18 protein-coding genes are annotated in these 18307 nt (G+C 63.3%); 7 read left to right on the top strand and 11 right to left on the bottom strand.

What is annotated here, in order from left to right; genetic code table 11:
* The first annotated feature begins 95 nt into the window (after positions 1 to 95).
* Entirely contained in the window at positions 96 to 1202 is a 1107-nt protein-coding gene (gene hisC, locus IB263_RS18830; protein WP_113506093.1) for a histidinol-phosphate transaminase, read from the top strand.
* Positions 1202 to 2125, top strand: a complete 924-nt coding sequence (locus IB263_RS18825; protein WP_192438853.1) for a prephenate/arogenate dehydrogenase family protein — start codon at positions 1202 to 1204, stop codon at positions 2123 to 2125. Before hisC ends, IB263_RS18825 begins: the two co-directional genes overlap by 1 nt.
* A gap of 62 nt (positions 2126 to 2187) precedes the next feature.
* Here the strand turns inward: IB263_RS18825 and IB263_RS18820 are convergent, their stop codons facing one another.
* Complete coding sequence (locus IB263_RS18820; RefSeq protein WP_034806594.1) at positions 2188 to 3198, bottom strand: DUF2125 domain-containing protein; 1011 nt, start codon at positions 3196 to 3198, stop codon at positions 2188 to 2190.
* Between the two features lie 202 nt (positions 3199 to 3400).
* On the opposite strand from IB263_RS18820, the gene IB263_RS18815 reads away from it, so the two are divergent.
* The gene (locus IB263_RS18815) at positions 3401 to 3952 is read left to right on the top strand and encodes a gamma-glutamylcyclotransferase (RefSeq protein ID WP_060518502.1); all 552 of its coding nucleotides are present in this window, start codon (positions 3401 to 3403) and stop codon (positions 3950 to 3952) included.
* A 4-nt stretch (positions 3953 to 3956) separates the two neighbouring features.
* Here the strand turns inward: IB263_RS18815 and IB263_RS18810 are convergent, their stop codons facing one another.
* From IB263_RS18810 to ftsE, 4 genes are all read right to left on the bottom strand, one after another.
* Entirely contained in the window at positions 3957 to 4748 is a 792-nt protein-coding gene (locus IB263_RS18810) for a 1-acyl-sn-glycerol-3-phosphate acyltransferase (RefSeq protein ID WP_060605800.1), read from the bottom strand.
* Positions 4749 to 4883: 135 nt separating this feature from the next.
* A complete protein-coding gene (locus IB263_RS18805; RefSeq protein ID WP_060528852.1) occupies positions 4884 to 5582 on the bottom strand; it encodes a YdcF family protein in 699 nt (232 codons plus the stop codon).
* A 97-nt stretch (positions 5583 to 5679) separates the two neighbouring features.
* On the bottom strand, positions 5680 to 6702 hold the full coding sequence (locus tag IB263_RS18800) for an ABC transporter permease (RefSeq protein WP_089044487.1): 1023 nt from the start codon (positions 6700 to 6702) through the stop codon (positions 5680 to 5682).
* A complete protein-coding gene (ftsE, locus tag IB263_RS18795; protein ID WP_034806610.1) occupies positions 6695 to 7354 on the bottom strand; it encodes a cell division ATP-binding protein FtsE in 660 nt (219 codons plus the stop codon). The genes IB263_RS18800 and ftsE overlap by 8 nt, the downstream gene beginning before the upstream one ends.
* A 307-nt stretch (positions 7355 to 7661) precedes the next feature.
* Here ftsE and IB263_RS18790 point away from each other — a divergent pair, with 307 nt between their 5' ends.
* The 3 genes from IB263_RS18790 to IB263_RS18780 all read left to right on the top strand — a co-directional run bounded on the left by IB263_RS18790 (position 7662) and on the right by IB263_RS18780 (position 9522).
* Complete coding sequence (locus IB263_RS18790) at positions 7662 to 8330, top strand: hypothetical protein (protein WP_192438852.1); 669 nt, start codon at positions 7662 to 7664, stop codon at positions 8328 to 8330.
* 64 nt (positions 8331 to 8394) lie between these two features.
* A complete protein-coding gene (hpt, locus tag IB263_RS18785) occupies positions 8395 to 8940 on the top strand; it encodes a hypoxanthine phosphoribosyltransferase (protein ID WP_034806612.1) in 546 nt (181 codons plus the stop codon).
* A gap of 222 nt (positions 8941 to 9162) precedes the next feature.
* Entirely contained in the window at positions 9163 to 9522 is a 360-nt protein-coding gene (locus IB263_RS18780; RefSeq protein ID WP_034806737.1) for a response regulator, read from the top strand.
* A 118-nt stretch (positions 9523 to 9640) separates the two neighbouring features.
* Here the strand turns inward: IB263_RS18780 and IB263_RS18775 are convergent, their stop codons facing one another.
* The 4 genes from IB263_RS18775 to argH form a co-directional block, all read right to left on the bottom strand.
* Positions 9641 to 12301, bottom strand: a complete 2661-nt coding sequence (locus IB263_RS18775) for a TIGR02302 family protein (RefSeq protein ID WP_192438851.1) — start codon at positions 12299 to 12301, stop codon at positions 9641 to 9643.
* Between the two features lie 206 nt (positions 12302 to 12507).
* The gene (gene lysA / locus IB263_RS18770) at positions 12508 to 13776 is read right to left on the bottom strand and encodes a diaminopimelate decarboxylase (protein WP_034806740.1); all 1269 of its coding nucleotides are present in this window, start codon (positions 13774 to 13776) and stop codon (positions 12508 to 12510) included.
* Between the two features lie 72 nt (positions 13777 to 13848).
* The gene (locus tag IB263_RS18765) at positions 13849 to 14043 is read right to left on the bottom strand and encodes a lipoprotein (RefSeq protein WP_134885987.1); all 195 of its coding nucleotides are present in this window, start codon (positions 14041 to 14043) and stop codon (positions 13849 to 13851) included.
* Positions 14044 to 14161: 118 nt separating this feature from the next.
* A complete protein-coding gene (argH, locus tag IB263_RS18760) occupies positions 14162 to 15565 on the bottom strand; it encodes an argininosuccinate lyase (RefSeq protein ID WP_113079302.1) in 1404 nt (467 codons plus the stop codon).
* Positions 15566 to 15591: 26 nt separating this feature from the next.
* On the opposite strand from argH, the gene IB263_RS18755 reads away from it, so the two are divergent.
* Positions 15592 to 16263, top strand: a complete 672-nt coding sequence (locus IB263_RS18755) for a TlpA disulfide reductase family protein (protein WP_113553897.1) — start codon at positions 15592 to 15594, stop codon at positions 16261 to 16263.
* Between the two features lie 69 nt (positions 16264 to 16332).
* Here the strand turns inward: IB263_RS18755 and IB263_RS18750 are convergent, their stop codons facing one another.
* Entirely contained in the window at positions 16333 to 17205 is an 873-nt protein-coding gene (locus IB263_RS18750; RefSeq protein WP_034806743.1) for a 3-hydroxybutyryl-CoA dehydrogenase, read from the bottom strand.
* A gap of 151 nt (positions 17206 to 17356) precedes the next feature.
* Positions 17357 to 18298, bottom strand: coding sequence for an electron transfer flavoprotein subunit alpha/FixB family protein (locus IB263_RS18745; protein WP_192438850.1), 942 nt, complete (start codon positions 18296 to 18298; stop codon positions 17357 to 17359).
* Positions 18299 to 18307: the final 9 nt, after the last annotated feature.

Below are 18307 nucleotides of genomic sequence, written 5' to 3'. Positions count from 1 at the left end.
TGGCTTGACCTCTTTTCCTGCCTATAGCGCCCCGCGCCTTCCAAGGCGCGACAAAGGTCGCTGTGGCATTTTGATGGCCATAGAAAGCTGACCCGATGAGCCTTGCTTCGAAGAGCCCTGAGCCGCGTCCCGGCATCCTTGACATTGCCGCCTATGTGCCGGGCAAGGAGCATGCGCCGGGTGTCGCCAAGGTGCATAAGCTCTCGTCGAACGAGACGCCGCTCGGTGCCAGCCCGAAGGCGATAGAAGCCTTCCAGGCGATGGCCTTCAATCTGGAGCGCTATCCGGACGGCCAGGCGCGGGTACTGCGGGAGGCGATCGGGGCCGTTCACGGGCTCAATCCGGCAAACATCATGTGCGGCAACGGCTCGGACGAATTGCTCGGGCTGCTGTGCCACACCTATCTCGGCCCCGGCGACGAAGGCATCATCACCGAGCACGGTTTCCTGGTCTACAAGATCCAGATCCTGGCGGCCGGTGCGACGCCCGTGACCGTCGAGGAAAAAGATGCACGCGTCGATGTGGACGCCATCCTTTCCGCGGTCACCGAGCGGACCAAAATGGTCTTTCTCGCCAATCCCGCCAATCCGACCGGCACCTATATCCCGGTCGACGAAGTCCGCCGGCTGCATGCGGGCCTGCCCGAGGGCGTGCTCCTGGTGCTCGACGCCGCCTATGCCGAGTATGTGCGCCGCAACGACTATGCCGCCGGTCTTGAGCTCGTCTCGGCCAGCCGCAACGTGGTAATGACCCGCACCTTCTCGAAGATCTATGGTCTTGCCGGCCTGCGCATCGGCTGGATGTATGCGCCGCCGGAGGTGATCGACGCTGTCGATCGCGTCCGTGGCCCTTTCAACCTCAGCGCGCCTTCCATTGCGGCGGGGGCTGCGGCGATCCGCGACCAGGCTTTCGTGGCAACCGCGGTCGATCACAACCTCACCTGGCTTGCCCGCGTTGCCGAAGCGCTCGAGGCGATCGGGCTCCGCATCACGCCGTCGGTCACGAATTTCGTGCTGATCCATTTCCCCGACGAGGCCGGCAAGCGGGCGGAGGAGGCCGATGAGTTCCTGACCCGCCGCGGCTATATCCTCAGGGCAGTCCGCAGCTACGGCTTCCCGAATGCCTTGCGCATGACCATCGGCTCCGCGGAAGCCAACGAGGGCGTCATCGCGGCGCTGACCGAATTCATGGGACGGAAATAATGGCTCAGCAGTTTGAAACGATCGCCCTCATCGGCATTGGTCTGATCGGCTCGTCGATCGCGCGCGAAATCCGCGAGAAGCAGCTCGCCGGCACGCTCGTGGTCTCCACGCGCAGCGAGGCGACGCTGAAGCGGACGCAGGAACTCGGGCTCGGCGATCGCTATACGCTGTCTGCGGCGGATGCCGTTCGCGACGCGGATCTCGTCATCGTCTCGGTACCGGTCGGCGCGTCCGGCGCTGTTGCCGCCGAGATCTCAGCCCATCTGAAGCCAGGCGCCATCGTCACCGACGTTGGTTCGACCAAGGGTTCGGTGATCGCACAGATGGCGCCGCACTTGCCCAAGAACGTGCATTTCGTGCCGGGGCATCCGATTGCCGGTACCGAGCATTCCGGCCCGGATGCCGGCTTCGTCGGCCTCTTCCGCGGCCGCTGGTGCATCCTGACGCCGCCCCCTGGCGCGGATGAGGAAGCGGTGGCGCGGCTGCGGCTTTTCTGGGAAACGCTCGGCTCGATGGTCGAGGAGATGGACGCCGAACACCACGACAAGGTGCTGGCAATCGTTTCGCACCTGCCGCACATCATTGCCTACAACATCGTCGGCACGGCTGACGATCTCGAGACCGTTACCGAATCCGAAGTCATCAAATATTCGGCTTCGGGCTTCCGCGACTTCACGCGTCTGGCGGCATCCGACCCGACCATGTGGCGCGACGTCTGCCTGCACAACAAGGATGCGATCCTGGAGATGCTGGCGCGGTTTTCGGAAGATCTCGCCTACCTCCAGCGGGCGATCCGCTGGGGCGACGGCGACAAGCTGTTCGATCTCTTTACCCGCACCCGGGCCATTCGCCGCTCGATCATTCAGGCCGGCCAGGACACGGCGATGCCGGACTTCGGTCGCCATGCCATGGATCAGAAATAGCCTGAGCAGATCAAGGAAGACCGTGGAGCGGTCTTCCTTCCTATGAGGCGTATGATCGTAGCCTAGAGGGTCGGCAGGACGCCGATCGGGATGAAGGCGAGGAATGCCGTGCCGTCGCGCACGTTGAGCTTCACGGTCGCCTCGTTCTTGCCGTTGGCGAGAGCCTTCAGCATGTTGGCGGTGTTGTCGACGAGGTTGGCATCATCCGGGATCAGGGTGACCAGATTGGCGCGCCAGGCCTCGATATTGGTCATCGTCAGCGAGAACTCGCCAGAAATCAGTCCCTGATCATTGACCGAGAACGGCCCGGAAAGCTTGGCGTTCATGCCTGAGCCGAGGTCGAGGGTGAGCTGTCGCAGCTCGCCCTTGCTGCCGCGAAACATCTCAGGCGTCGGCGGGGTTGTCATCCATCCGGCCCGGTCGGTGAAGGTCAGGTCGGCGGCGACGGTCGCCGGCGGTGCGAGGCTCGGGCCTTCCTCGGGCCGAACGTCCAGTTTGTCGACGCTCAAGGCGGCGTCGAGATCCGCGCCGTTCTGGCGCAGGTGCAATTCGCCGTGGCTGGCGCCGAAGCCAAATCCGTCGCCTTCAAGCGGCAATCGCAACCGGCCCGTCAGGTTGTCGTAGGTTAGCGACGTGCGGTCAACGCCGGACAGGGTCGCGCGCACGCTCGCATGCAGCAACGTCCAGTCGGCGAAGATGTTGAGGCCGGGGGAAGCCCGGATCTCGGCCGGGCCGTCAAGCTCGATCACCGCATGGCCCGGCTGGTAGACCTGGGCAGCGGTCCTCAGCGCTCCGAACGAGGCCGAGGTGCCGTTGCGGGTGTCGTCCAGATGGACCTTGTCGCAGAAGAGGCCGATGCGGAACGGGAAGCCGCGCACGTCCATGTTGGTGCATTCGCCGCCGAGGCCGGCCGCCTGTCCTTCAGCGAGGCGGGTCGCAAGCCGCTTCTCGATCTGGTCGGCGGCGAGAAACCAGCCGGCCGAATAAACGCCGGTGACAAGCACGATGCCTGCCAGGAGCCAGCGGAATTTCCGGCTGACCGGCGATGGGTTGGAGACTGCGGTTGCCGACATGGGCGGGGGTACCTCACTCAAAACAGGATGGAGGCTGCCTTTCGGGTGGCGCCATCGATCCGCAAAACTATTCTTTCCTTCGGCCGCAGGAGGACGACCTTGTCTCTTTCGTGCCGGGATGCTGTGCCGTAGAAACCGAAAATGGCTCACCGTCCCACGCGACCGATCGTGATTCGGCAGTGAGAACAGCAGCGCGGGTTGAATGACAGTGGATATGGACGAATTTTGGGTCTTTGGCTACGGCTCGCTGATGTGGAACCCGGGCTTTGCCTTCGAGGAGAAGCTCACGGCACGTGCCTTCGGTTTTCGCCGCTCACTCTGCGTGCATTCCTGGGTTCACCGTGGCACCGAACAGCGGCCGGGGCTGGTGCTTGGGCTCGACCGCGGCGGCTCCTGCATCGGGACGGCGTTTCGCGTCCAGCGCGGACAGCAGGCGGATGTCGTCGACTATCTGCGCGAGCGTGAACTGGTGACCCACGTCTACAAGGAACGCACCATGCCGGTGCTGCTTGCCGACGGCCGCCGCGTTCCGGCGCTCGCCTACGTCATCGACCGCGCCCACGTCCAGTATGCGGGCTCGCTGACCACCACGGAGGCGGCCGGCATCGTTGCGGTTTCGACGGGAAAATCCGGGCCGAACAGCGAATACGTGTTCAACACGCTCGCCCATCTCAAGGAGATGGGCATCCGCGATCACTGGCTGGAAGAGGTGGTCGGATTGCTGCGGCAGGCGCCGCGTTCAGCCCGGGCCTGAAGGTTCAGGCCCGGCCTTCTGCCTTCAGTTCCTTCAGCCGCTGCTCGGCGGTCGGCGGCAGCGGCAGGTGCGGATTGGCCTTCACGGTTTCGACGAGCAACTCGTCGCTCGCCCTCTCGGTTACCTCGACGAGCTTCGCCAGGAAAGCGTCCGGGTCCATGCCGGCCTCGATGGGCGGCAGGATGCGAACCTTGAAGTGGCCGGGAAAGCGCAGGAACTTGCGGCGCGGCCAGAAGAGGCCGGGATGCATGGCGACCGGCACCACCGGCACGCTGAGGTCGCGGTAGAGGCGGGCGATGCCGTATTTGTATTCCGGCGGAGCGCCCGGCGGGCGACGCGTGCCTTCCGGGTAGATGATGAGCTCGCGGCCGGTTGCCATTTCCTGCTTGGTGCGGTCCATCACGCCGGTCATCGCCTTGCCGCGCGCCGCGCGATTTACCGGAACCATGCGTTGCTTGAGCACATACCAGCCGAAGAGCGGGATCCAGGTGAGCTCGCGCTTCAGGATATAAAAGGGATCGCTGAGCCAGGGGAGCAGCGCATAGGCATCCCAGAAGGACTGGTGCTTGGGAGCGAAGATATAGGGAACCTCGGGGATATTCTCCAAGCCTTCGATCTCGAAGGTCGTGCCGACCATCTTTTCCATGAGCCAGTGGTTGCTGCGCACCCAGTTCTTCGGCACGAACCACGCCTTCTTGCGCGGCAGCAGGAAGTAGATCGGGGTCAGCACGATCATCTGCACGATCAGGTTGGCGTAGAACACCATGTTGAAAAGGATCGAACGCAAGACGATCATCAGGCACGCTCTCGTAGGCGAGGTCTCAAGGGGACCGGCGTCTTTGAGCCGGTTGATCGCTGCCTACACGATTAAGTGCTGAAGGAAAACTGCTCTGTTTCACTTTGCAGCGGCGAAGGCTGTTCCTGCCGGCCCTTATTCTTCGGCGGGCGTCGCGCGCGATGCGTCGGTGCGCAGGCCGCTGGTCGGGCGGGCGCCGGCGAAGTCGCGTATCGAAGCCACCGTATACTTGCCGAATTCCAGAAGGATCGACTTCAGCACCATCGGATTGCGCAGCCAGTTTGTGGTCTTCAGATCGGAGTTGACGACCGGGTAGGGGATGAACTCCGTTTCCGGCCGGGCGCGGCGCAGTTCCAGGAGGCTGCGCGGCATGTGATAGTTGTTGGTGACGACGAGCACGCTCGCATAGCCGCGATCATGGATCCATTGCGCCGCTTCCGTGGCATTTCCGATGGTATCGATCGCCTCATGGCCGATGTCTACGCAGCACTTGAAAAGGTCGGCCGAGCTCTGGGTGTTGCGGCGGATCTGGCTGCCTGTGGTCGCCGGGTGAACCCCGGAGATCAGCAGGCGCTTGCCGGCGCCACCCTTCAGAAGATCGACCGCCTGGTCGATGCGCTGGAAACCGCCGGTCAGGACCACGATCGCGTCGGCCTTCGGATGACCCGGCGGCTGCAGGGAGGCGACCGTGTCGGCAAAGTTCAGGAAGGCGGCGATCAGGATTGCCAGCGGCAGGAGCAGGACGAAGAAGGTTCGGCGGAGGATTTTGCGCAGGAGACTGCGGGACCGCCGGCGATCGTCGGCTTGCCCGTGCCATTTATCTCCTCCGGCCATTCCGTTCCCGCGTAGCTCTCGCGCCATCATGATTCTCTTCACATAGCCGCAGATTGCGGCAAGGAATAGATCGAGTGGCGGCGAAACATCAGGCGGCTCAGCTTTGGTAGAGGTCGGTACGGCCGGGGTCCGAGCGGATGAGGTCGATTTCGTAGATCGTGCGGGTAACCGTCAGCCGCGCCGTAACGGTCGTCAGGATGGCGATGACGACGATGATCGCGGCAATGCCGAGATAGCCACCATAGCCGATGGTGAAGGTACCGAAGAGGGCGGTGGCCTGATCTGTCTCGGGGGTCGCCAAGGTCCGTGACTGCCAGAAACCCGCGAGCGCAAAGAAAAGTGCTGCGAGCAGACCGCCGGCGCCGGCGCCCTTGAGGCTGATCCTGAGGAAGTGCTTCTGGAATTCCGACGCGACGAAGCCGGCTTCGGCACCGACGAAATGCAGCACCTCGACGATATGGCGATTGCCCGACAGCGCGCCGCGCGTTGCGAAGACCACTGTCAGCACCATGGCGGAAAAGACCAGGGTCAGCACGCCGGTGCCGATCATGGCCGTGGTGTTGGCCATGGCGACCAGCCGGTCGACCCAGGTGCGGTGGTCATCGAGGAAAGCCTGCGGGATTATTTCTGTCAGCGCCTTGCGCATGGCCGCAAAGTCCGGCGGATTGCTTTCGTCGATGGTGATGATGACGAGGCGCGGCACGGGCAATTCGTCAAGATCGAGGCCTTCGCCGAGCCAGGGTTCGAGCAGGCGGGCGGTGGCGGCCCGGTCGACGATCTTGCCGTCCGTCGTGCCACTGAAGGTCAGCGCCAGGTCGCGGGCATCCGCCAGCGCCTTTTCCATGTCGAGATTGTCGTCGGGCTTGATCTGGATGGTGATCTCGCGGGAGATCTGCGACTGCCAGCTCTGGGCCGTGGCTCGCACCATGCTGACGCCGCCGAGCGTCAGGCAGGCGAGGAACGACATGATGGCGATGACGCACATCAGCGCATGGCCCGACACATTGCTCGACGGCACGATCGGGCCGGTCGGGCGCACGCGCATTTCCGTCCGGCGCTGTTGTGCCTCCGGTGCCTGTTCGGGCACATCCTTTTGGCGTTTGGTGCGGCTGTCACTCATAGATGTCGAGCCGCCCTTGCGAAAGGATCATGCGCCGCGCCTCCACCTGGTCCATCAGCGACAGATCGTGGGTGGCGATCACGACCGCCGTGCCGAGCCGGTTGAGCTCGAGGAAAAGATTGAGCAGGCGCCTTGCCATCGGCGGATCGACGTTGCCGGTCGGCTCGTCGGCAAGCAGGATCTCCGGCCGGTCGATCAGCGCCCGAGCGATGGCGGCGCGCTGTTTTTCACCGCCGGAAAGGACCGGTGGCAGCACGTTGATGCGCTCGCCGAGACCCACCCATTTCAAAAGCTCCAGCACGTCTGCACGGTAGCTCGTCTCCTCCTTGCCGCGCACGCGCAACGGCAGCGCGACGTTCTCGTAGGTGGTGAGATGATCGAGCAGGCGAAAGTCCTGGAAGACGATGCCGACGCGCCGGCGCAGCATCGGGAATTCTTCGCGCGGGATCGACGAAATGTTGCGGTCGAACATCCGGATCAGGCCGCGTGTCGGCTGCAGCGAGAGGAAAAGAAGCCGCAGCAACGTGGTCTTGCCGGCGCCCGACGGACCCGTCAGGAACTGGAATGAACGGCGTGGAATGTCGAAGGTCAGGTCCCGGAGGATTTCCGGTCCCATGCCATAGCGCAGTCCGACGTTCTCAAAGTGAATCAAGCGGCAGCCCAGTCTCTCTCACGGCCCTGCAACCGACGGCCGGTTCCGGTCCTCCGCGCATAGGACGACCAGCCAAGAAAGGCAAAACCGCCAGCGGAATCATGGTTAAGTGACGGTTAATTTTTCATGAAAAGGCGCCGCTTTCGCGACGTCTTTCCGAAACATTAACCATTCCGGTTTACGTGTCGGAAAGATTTGATGCAATGCCTAGTTCTTGCACCGCATGAGGCTTGGCATTGCCCGAGGGTTTCGCAGACAAACTGGCCGCATGCGGCCGTGTTCTCTTGCGGGACAGGAGGAAATGATCATGCAGGCATTCCGGACCAAATCCGCCAGCAACAACGCCGATACAGATTTTCTGCCGCCCGAGCGCGGCGGACGCAACGGGGCTTCAGCGCCGAGGCGCCCCGACTATGTGGATGTGGAATTCGAGGTGATATCCGCTTCGTCGCGCCGCACGCCCTATCCTGTTTTCAACGACAATGCACAAACGGGCAGCCGCAGGCGGCCGACGCTGACGGTCGTGGAGCAGGAGCCGTCGCTCGGCGCTCGATTGTTGCGTCTTGCCGAAACGCGGCTGCGCGACATGCCGGCACGCCGCTTTGCCGGGATGGTCGCGGGCGTTGCGCTTGCTTCCTTCCTGGCGATCGTCGGCTTTGCCGGCGATGGACAGGCCGACGTCCAGCCGCTGACGATATCGGGGATCAAGAGTGGGCTCGACTACTCCGGCGGCATGCGTGTGCTGTCCGTCTATGGATCGATCGACAATCGCTCCGATATCGAGCAGCGATTGCCGCTCGTCGTGGTGGAGATTGCCGCCAACGGGCGCAAGGTCACGACGACACGGGTGATGCCCGAGGGTGCTGCCGTCGCGCCCGGTGAGAGCCGTCATTTCATGACGAGACTGCCCTATGCGGGTGGAAAAATGCCGGATGTGACGGTTTCCTTCGCCGAAAACGGTGTTTCGGCCCGCTGATTGTGCTAAGCGGCGCCAAAGGGAAGGCTTAAGGTCTTCCGGATGAAACGCTGGAGAAGCCTTGATGCCCGTTGTTCGCGGTAAGAATATCGAACCTCTCTATACGGCCGAAACCATCGCTGCCCGCAACAGCGAGCTCGCCGGAATGATCGTCAACGGCCCGCACAAGGATCTGCTGGTGATCGCGGTGCTCAAGGGATCGTTCATCTTCGCGGCCGATCTGATCCGCTCGATGCATACGGCCGGTCTGGCACCGGAAGTCGAGTTCATCACGCTGTCGAGCTACGGCACCGGCACCGTTTCGCAGGGCGTCAAGATCACCAAGGATATCGACAGCGACGTGCATGGGCGCGACGTTCTGCTGATCGACGACATTCTCGAATCCGGCCGCACGCTGCGTTTCGCCAAGGAACTGATGTACGAGCGCGGCGCCCGCAACGTCACGATCGCCGTGCTGCTCGACAAGCGGGTCAAGCGCAAGGTCGAGCTCGAGGCGGATTATGTCGGCTTCGAATGCCCCGATCACTTCGTCGTCGGCTACGGCATGGACGTCGCCTATGCCTTCCGCGAGCTGCCTTTTGTCGGTGTTGTCACCGGCGACGCCGAGTAAACGTCTCGATTTGGGGCATGCGCCCTGAAATCCAGTCGTTCGGCGTTTACCGAACACAAACGAAAAACTGGTTGTTTTGGTGCGTGCCGCAGTGATTCTCGACGGGGATCGGCGGCGCTGCAGCGCCAGTGTGTCTCCCGATGATCCACGCCCGCTGTACTTTTGGATCAGGTGCGGGTGCCGGCGTGAACGCCGGACTCGGAAGCGAACGCGGAGGCCATGATGGCGAAGATCCTGATTACCGAGGACGAGGATGCATTGCGTTCCTTCGTTGCGCGGGCCCTGAGGCTCGACGGCCACGAGACGGTCGAAGCGGGCGATGGGGCCGATGGCCTTGCCTGCCTGGAGGCCGAGGCGTTCGACCTTCTGCTCTCCGATATCCGTATGCCCGTGATGGACGGCATCGAGCTGACGCACCAGGCGTCGGCGGCCTTTCCGGCCATGAAGATCCTGCTGATGACCGGCTATGCCGAGCAGCGCGAGCGGGCTGACGATCTCACCGACAAAATCGTCGACGTCATCTCCAAGCCCTTCTCCCTTCCCGATATCCGCAAGGCAGTCGCGCTGGCGTTGGCCGCCTGACGGCCAGACCTGCCGGCCCACAGCAACAGGACTGCGACCCGGCGCATCGATTGGATGCGACGGGAGCCGTTGTCATGTTCTGCCGTGATGAGGCAAAGGGCTGAGCCGGGCGCTCGGCTCAGCGCATGTCGAGCAGGCGTTCGAGGTACTGGCGCTCCTGCTCCGGCGACAGGCTGTCGCCCAGCCTGCGGCGAATCTCGTCAAGGATTTGTCGGGCGCGCTGAGAATCGATCTCGTCTGGAACCTTGACCTGGTCGCCGAAATTCGGGCCGAGATTCTGTTGCCGTCGTCCCAAAGGATCGCGGCCGTTTTGACCGTATTGCGGAACACCCATGCCAGGGCCGCCCTGACCTTGGCCCTGCATCTGGTTCATCATATCCTGGGCGCCTTGGCGCAGGGCCTGTAGCGCGCGGCCCTGATTGCCGACGGCTTGTTCGCCCTGGCCCTTGCCGAGCGCGCCGGAAGCGCCGTCCATTTCGCGCTTGGCTTCGCCGAAGCCCTTGCCGGGCTTGATGCCCATGCTTTCCAGGCCCTTGTTCAGCTCACCGAGCTGTTTTCCGAGCGCGTCCTGCTGCTCTTTCAGCTGTTTCAGTGCATCCTTGAGCTGTTCGGCGGTCATGTTGTCGAGTGGGTTGGGCTGACCATTCGGATCGCCCTGCTGACCTGGGTCCTGCGGCATTTCCTGACCGAAGAGCTCGTTGTCTTCGCCCTGCAGCGGGTCGCCCCGCTGCATCCGGTCACGCAGGGCCTGGTCGAACTTGAAGGTCTCGTCCATCAACTGCTGCTGTTGCTGCATCAGCTTGCCGAGCTTGTCCATCTGCTGGCGCATGGCGTCGTTCTGCTCGCCCATCTGCTGCTGGCTACGGCCAGCCTGCAGGTTGTTCATCATGCGCTGCAGTTCCGAGAGCATCTGCTGTGCCTGATCGCGCGCGCCCGAGCGCGCCAGATTCTCGATCTGGTTCATCATCTTCTCGAGGTCCTGCTGGCGCAGGATGTTGTTCGGGTCGAGCTTGCCGGTCATGCGTGGATTTTTCATCGCCTGCTCGGCGAGCGCCTGCATGTATTCCTGCATCGCCTGGCGCAGTTCCTGCATCAGCTTGGCGATTTCCTGGTCCGAAGCGTTGCGCTCCAAGGCGTCCGACAGCGCCTGCTGGGCTTCGCGCAGGCGGCGCTCGGCAAGCGACAGGTCGCCGTCCTCGATGCCGAGCGCGATCTCCCAGAGGTATCCGGCGGCATCGCGCAACATGTCGTCGTTATAGGCGAGCGCCATCCGGGTGCGCGCCGATTTCAACAGCAGGAAATGAGTGAGGTTCGGGATCCAGTCCTCGGCAAGTGAGGTGACGGCGTCGTTGAGGTCGATGGCGCGCGGCAGGTCGTTGGCATTGAGCGCGAAAACCTGACGCTGTTCGGCGACGGCGCCGGCGAGCGGCTGCGAGAACTGGCGGGCAGGCAGGATCATGTCGTGCGGCGGGCTGCGGCCTTCCTGTCCGGCAGCATCCCGGGCGACGAGCGTCACCGCTACCCGCTTGCCGGCGAGCGGATGCTCGCTGAGGTTTCGGCTGGTCGTGCCCTTTGCCTCGCGCGCGTTACGGCGCGGCAGATCGAGCCGGTATTCCGGTAGCGGATAGAGCGCGCGGGCGCCTTCCGCCGGTTCGTCGAGCGGCTTGATCTCCGCCCACGCCTGGGCGATGCCGTAATCGTCGTTGGCCGTAAACGTGATTTCGAGCGCCGCGTTGATGGTCGGATGGGGGATTCCGTCAAAGGCGATCTGAGGCACGCCGTCCGGGGTGATCTTGAACGCCCAGCGCTGGCTGCCGACGATAAGTTCGCCATCCTTGACGACCTTGTAGACGTGGTTGCGCACGGCATTCGGATTGCGCGCCGGCTCCGTTGCAACCATTTCGGCTACCTTCGGGCCGGCATCGTCCACTTTCGGCTTGCTCTGTTTCTCTTCGGCCTTTTCGCCGGCCACCGGAATGGCGATCGGCTTGCTCCCGCCGGTTTCCGCGTAGCGCACTGGCGCGTCCGCACCGGCGCCGGTGATCCGTACGGTGATGTCGCTGAACTGCGGGATGGTGATCGCCGCGGCGTCTTCATTCACGGCAGCGGCGGCTTCCGGCTTGCCCGTCAGGAAGATTGGCGCCCGCCCGGTATAGGGCGGCGGCGTCACCCAGGCATCGACGCGGATGTTGGCAGCCTCGATCGACGTCTGCGGCAGCCGGAACGCATCGCTCAGCAATCCGGCGCGGTTGGAATAGGAATAGGCAAAGGCGACGCAAGCGAGCAGCACAGGCACGGCCCTGAGCGCGAAGGGATCGTGCCTGGCGATATCGGGCCGCGGCAGGCCAGTCTCGAGGGTGCCGATCATGCGTGCCATGCGCGCCTGGTGTTCGCGCCAGAGCGCCTCGCCCAGAGGGGTGTCGGTCGCGGGGCGATCGTCCTGGACGCGGATGGCCTGATGCGGCAGCGCATTGCGCTCTTCGAGCATGCGATCGGCATCGGCATTACCGGGAAGCCGCAACCGGCTGAGCGGTAAGAGAGAGGCGAGGAAGGTTAGCGCAAAGGCAAAGAGCGCCACCGCATGCAGCCAGAAAGGTGCAGCGCGAAAGAAGCCGAGCCAGGCGAAGGCAAGAAACAGAAGGGCGATCGCACCGGGCAGAAGGATACGCGGCAGGACCTGCTCGGCGACCAGCACCGCGCGCGCCAGCCATCTCTTCAGCGCCAGAGTTCTCGAAAACGGCTTCGGTTGTGGCGTTTCATCCTGCCGGAATTGCGTCATCCGCCCAAGTTTCCTTTCGGTCGCCCATCAACGCTTGTGGCTGACCCAATGTAGTGAGGCGACGGCCGAGCTCAAAAATGCACGCAACTTCGCCTATCCCGCTTGCGTTCAGGATACCATCGTTTGTGGCGAAGACGAGGGCGCAAACACAATCGTGATCGGCCGGGCGGCCGATCCACAGATTGTCGTTGTCGCGCCCGGACGGGTCAGTCGAGCCAGTCCGGCACCGAATCGAGACCGATCAACGCGTCATAGTCCTGACGCGGGCGAACGACGTGGAAACGGTCGCCCTTGACCAGAACTTCCGGGATCAGGAGGCGTGAATTGTAGGTGCTGGCCTGCACGGCGCCGTAGGCGCCGGCCGAGCTGATGGCAAAGAGATCGCCAGGCTTCGGCATCGCCATCTCGCGGTCGAGCGCCAGATAGTCGCCGGTTTCGCAGACCGGGCCCACGACGTCGGCGCGGATGCGCGGCGCGTTGGCGGCGGAGATGCGGACCGGGCGGATCTCGTGATAGGCCTCATAGAGGGTCGGGCGGATGAGATCGTTCATCGCACCGTCGACGATGACGAAGGTCTTGTCGCCACCGTCCTTCACGTAGATGACTTCGGTCACCAGAATGCCGGCATTGCCGACGATCAGCCGGCCCGGTTCGGTGACGATCTTGCAGCCGAGCGACTGCAGCTGGCTCTTGACGATTTCCGCATAGGCGTCCGGCAGCGGCGGCGGATTGTTGTCGTCCTTGTAGGGAATGCCGAGGCCGCCGCCGATGTCGACGTGATCGATCGAGTGGCCGTCGGAGCGCAGCGTATCGACCAGTTCGCGCAGCAGCTTGAAGGCGTCGTCGAAGGGCTGCAGCTCGGTGATCTGGCTGCCGATATGCATGTCGATGCCGGTCACCTCAATGCCGGGCAGCGTTGCGGCATGGGCGTAGACCGCACGGGCGCGCTCCCAGGAAATGCCGAACTTGTTTTCCTTCTTGCCCGTGGAAATCTTGGAATGGGTCTTCGCGTCAACATCAGGGTTGATGCGGAAGGACACATGGGCGCGCTTGCCGGCACGAACGGCGCGCTGGTTAAGGACCTCAAGTTCCGGCTCGGACTCGACGTTGAAGCAGTAGATGCCGGCTTCCAGTGCGAGATCCATTTCCAGCGGCGTCTTGCCGACGCCGGAGAACATGATGCGGTTTGCCGGGATGCCGGCCGCCAGCGCCCGGCGCAGCTCACCGCCAGAGACCACGTCGACGCCGGCGCCGAGGCGGCCGAGCGTCTTCAGTACCGCCTGGTTCGAGTTGGCCTTCATCGCATAGCAAACCATCGCATCCACATCGGCGAAAGCCTTGGAGAACACCGTGTAGTGGCGCTCGAGCGTGGCGGTCGAGTAGCAGTAGAAGGGTGTGCCGACGGCGCGGGCGATATCGGTCACCGGCACATCTTCGGCGTAGAGAATTCCGTCGCGGTATTGAAAATGGTTCACGTCACGCAGCTCGACTTTGAGCAATTCCAGGAAAGTGCGAAGCGGCTTCCGTTCGGAATTGCGTAATTTCTACTAGAGGAGGGGATCGAGCGGGAACGAACGCTCGTCTGCTTTTTCCTTCTGCTCGACAGTTCCTGCCGGCGCCTTGGTGTTGATCGGCGCGGTCGAGCCGGGGCGATCGAGGTCGCCCTTGCGTCCACAACCGACAAGAACCAGCCCGGGGATCGCCAGCAGAAGTGCAAGCCGGGCCGCCTTCGTGAATGTCATCGTGATTTTCCTTCGCGGGAACTGATGCAGGTGCGATGTCTTACCGATTTTTCAGGCACTTGTGCACCCTGTTTCTGCGGGCGAAGAGCCGCCCGCAGCGGGCTTGGGAGCAGATGTCTTAGTTGCGGGCGCGCCACCAGGCGATCTGCTTGCGAACCTCGTTGGGCGCCGTACCGCCGAAGGAGGTACGGCTGGCCACGGAGGCTTCGACCGTCAGGACATCGAAGACCTTCTCGGTGATGTCGGCGTGGATCGACTGCAGGTCGGCAAGCGAAAGATCCGCGAGGTCGCAGCCCTTCTGTTCAGCAAGCGCCACGGCGCGGCCGGTCACATGGTGGGCGTCGCGGAAGGGCAGGCCTGCCTCACGCACCAGCCAGTCGGCAAGGTCGGTCGCGGTCGAATAGCCGGAGCCGGCGGCGGCCTTCATGCGATCGCTACGGATGGTCATGTCACGAACCATGCCGGTCATGGCGGCGATCGCCAGCTCGAGGCTTTCGGCTGAGTCGAAGACCTGTTCCTTGTCTTCCTGCATGTCTTTGGAATAGGCGAGCGGCAGACCCTTCATGACCGTGAGCAGCGCGATCAACGAACCGTTGATGCGGCCGGTCTTGGCGCGCACCAGTTCAGCGGCATCGGGATTCTTCTTTTGCGGCATGATCGAGGAGCCGGTCGAAAATGCATCCGACAGGCGGATGAAGCCGAACTGCGGCGTCGACCAGATGACGATCTCTTCGGCCAGCCGCGACAGGTGAATGGCAGTGATCGAGGCCATCGACAGGAATTCGAGCGCGAAGTCGCGGTCCGATACCGTGTCGATCGAGTTGCGGGTCGGGCCGGCAAAGCCGAGCGCCTTGGCGGTCATGTGACGGTCGATCGGGAAACCGGTGCCGGCAAGGGCGGCGGCGCCGATCGGGCTCTCGTCCATGTGCTCGATGGCGTGACGCACGCGCGAGCGGTCACGGCCGAACATCTCGACATAGGCCATGCAGTGATGGCCGAAGGTGACGGGCTGCGCGGTCTGCAGATGGGTGAAGCCGGGCATGACGGTATCTGCATGTTCCTCGGCGCGGTCGAGGAAGGCGGCGATCAGCGCCGTCAGCGCTTTCTCGGTGCGCTGCAGCTCTTCCTTGACCCAGAGGCGGAAGTCGAGCGCCACCTGATCGTTGCGCGAGCGGGCGGTGTGGAGGCGGCCGGCAGCCGGACCGATCAGGGTCGCGAGCCGGGCCTCGATGTTCATGTGGATGTCTTCGAGGCGGCGCGAGAACTCGAACGCACCACTTTCGATCTCTGACAGGATCGTGTTCAGGCCGTGAACGATCTTGTCTTTGTCGTCGGCCGAAATGATGCCTTGATGCGCCAGCATCGTCGCATGCGCTATTGAGCCGCGGATGTCCTGGGCATAGAGCTTCTTGTCGAAGCCGATCGAGGCATTTATTTCCTCCATGATCGCGTCCGGACCCGAGGCAAAGCGACCGCCCCACATCTGGTTGGAGGATTTCGTCTCGGAATTGCCGTCAGCCATGAAGAATGCCCGCCTTGGAGAATGAAATGCCCGACCAGAAGAAATCCCCCCCGGCCGTGAAACTGTTCGCGCTCGCCGCCCTGTTTGGCGTGATCGTCGGTGCGGCAGCGGTATACGTGAAGGAGACCGGGTCTGGCAATGGTGAGGCAACCGAAACGGCCTCCGCCAGTTGCCCGCTGACCTCGGCCAAGGTCGCTGCGCTGACACCCTTCATGAAGGGGCAGGTCGCCGCGATGTCGCCGGCGTCGTCGCCGCGGCCGATCGGGCTCGACTTCAACGGTCCGGACGGCAAGCCGACCAATGTCTCGGCCTTTGCCGGCAAGACACTGCTCGTCAATCTCTGGGCGACGTGGTGCGTTCCCTGCCGCGAGGAAATGCCGGCCTTGAACGCCCTGCAGAAGTCGCTCGGCAGCGACAAGTTCGAAGTGGTGGCGATCAACATCGACGTCGGCGACGACGAGAAGCCAAAGGCTTTCCTCGACGAGACGGCCGTGCACGAGCTTGGCTATTATCGCGACGCCTCGATGGGCGTGTTCAACAACATGAAGAAGGAAGGCCTGGCCTTCGGCCTGCCGGCAACCTTGCTGCTCGACGACAAGGGCTGCCTGATCGGCTCGATGAACGGGCCGGCCGCCTGGGACAGCGACGACGCCAAGGCGCTGATCAGCGCGGCGCTTGCTCCTGCTGCGGGAAGCTGAAGGAGACTAGATCTGGACAAAGAAAAACCCGGCGGATCGCCGGGTTTTTCTTGTCAAATGCTGACGGAATTAGCGGGTGGGAACCGGCACTTCGCCGCGATAGTCGTAGAAGCCGCGTCCGGACTTGCGGCCGAGCCAGCCGGCTTCGACATATTTCACCAGCAGCGGGCAGGGGCGATACTTCGAGTCCGCCAGGCCGTCATAGAGCACCTGCATGATCGACAGGCAGGTGTCGAGGCCGATGAAGTCGGCAAGCTGCAGCGGGCCCATGGGATGGTTGGCGCCGAGCTTCATGGCGGTATCGATCGCCTCGACACTGCCGACGCCTTCATAAAGCGTATAGATCGCCTCGTTGATCATCGGCAGCAGAATGCGGTTGACGATGAAGGCCGGAAAATCTTCGGCGACTGTCACGGTCTTGTCGAGCGTCGCGACGAATTCCTTGGCGGTCTTGAAGGTCTGTTCGTCCGTGGCGATGCCGCGCACGAGCTCGACCAGCTTCATCACCGGAACCGGGTTCATGAAGTGGATGCCCATGAAGTGCTCGGGGCGATCGGTGGCGGAGGCCAGGCGCGTGATCGACAGGGACGAGGTATTCGTCGCGAGAATCGCTTCCGGCTTCAGGATCGGACAAACCTGACCGTAGATCTTGCGCTTGATCGTTTCGTCTTCGGTGACGGCTTCAATCACAAGATCGGCCTGGGACAGGTCGTTGATATCGGAAGAGCCCTTGATCAGGGCAAGGGCTGCCTTGCGGGCCTCGTCGGTCATCTTGCCGGAGGAGACCTGACGGGCAAGGTTGCCGTTGACGGTTGCAAGGCCCGCTTCGATCCGTTCGGCGGCCAGATCATAGATCTGCACCTTGTATCCGGCGATTGCCGAAACATGTGCGATGCCACAGCCCATTTGCCCGGCACCAATAATTCCGACCGTCTTGATCATCGCGGCGAACATCCATCTTCAAGGGTTGGCGGCAAGGCCGCCATCAGACACGCAAACCGGGCCGGTTTGGCCGGCCCGGTAGATTGTTAATGCCAAGTCCCCGCTTTTGCCAGCCCTTTTCATGGGTGCGGAGGGTGGCATCGATTTGGGCTTACAGCGCCTTCTGCAACTCCGGCAGAGCGTCGAAGAGATCGGCAACCAGGCCGTAGTCGGCGACCTGGAAGATCGGCGCCTCTTCGTCCTTGTTGATGGCGACGATGACCTTCGAGTCCTTCATGCCGGCGAGGTGCTGGATGGCACCGGAAATGCCGCAGGCGATGTAGAGATCGGGCGCAACGACCTTGCCGGTCTGGCCGACCTGCCAGTCGTTCGGAGCGTAACCGGCGTCGACCGCAGCGCGCGAAGCGCCGACGGCAGCGCCGAGCTTGTCGGCCACCGGCAGGATCACTTCCTGGAACTTTTCCGACGAGCCGAGCGCACGACCGCCCGAGATGATGATCTTGGCAGACGTCAGCTCCGGGCGGTCCGACGACGACAGCGCGTCGGCGACGAAGGAGGAAACGCCAGGGTTGGCGGCAGCCGAGACGGTCTCGATCGCCGCCGAACCGCCTTCAGCGGCAGAGGCGAAGGAGGCGGTGCGCACGGTGATGACGCGCTTGGCTTCGGTCGTCTGCACCGTCTGGATGGCGTTGCCGGCATAGATCGGACGCTTGAAGGTATCGGCCGAGACGACCTCGATGATTTCGGACACCTGGGAAACGTCGAGCAGCGCTGCAACGCGCGGCATCACGTTCTTGCCGACCGAGGTGGCGGCGCTCACGATCGTGTCGTAGCTGCCAGCGAGCGAGACGATCAGGGCAGCGAGCGGCTCGGCAAGGTTGTTGGCAAGCGAGGCGTCGTCGGCAACGAGCACCTTGGAAACGCCTGCAAGCTTGGACGCCTGTTCGGCAGCCTGCTTCGCGCCGGCGCCGGCAACGAGAACATGCACATCGGCTCCAGTCCCACTGGCGATTTTCGAGGCCGCGCTCAGCGCCTTGGCGGTCTGGTCGGAAAGGTGGTTGCTGTCGTGGTCAGCCAGAAGAAGAATGGCCATGATAAAATC

Origin of the sequence: Ensifer sp. ENS03 (genome assembly GCF_014852035.1) — a bacterium.
GTDB classification, from domain to species: domain Bacteria; phylum Pseudomonadota; class Alphaproteobacteria; order Rhizobiales; family Rhizobiaceae; genus Ensifer; species Ensifer adhaerens.
This window is presented reverse-complemented; position numbering and strand designations above follow the sequence as displayed.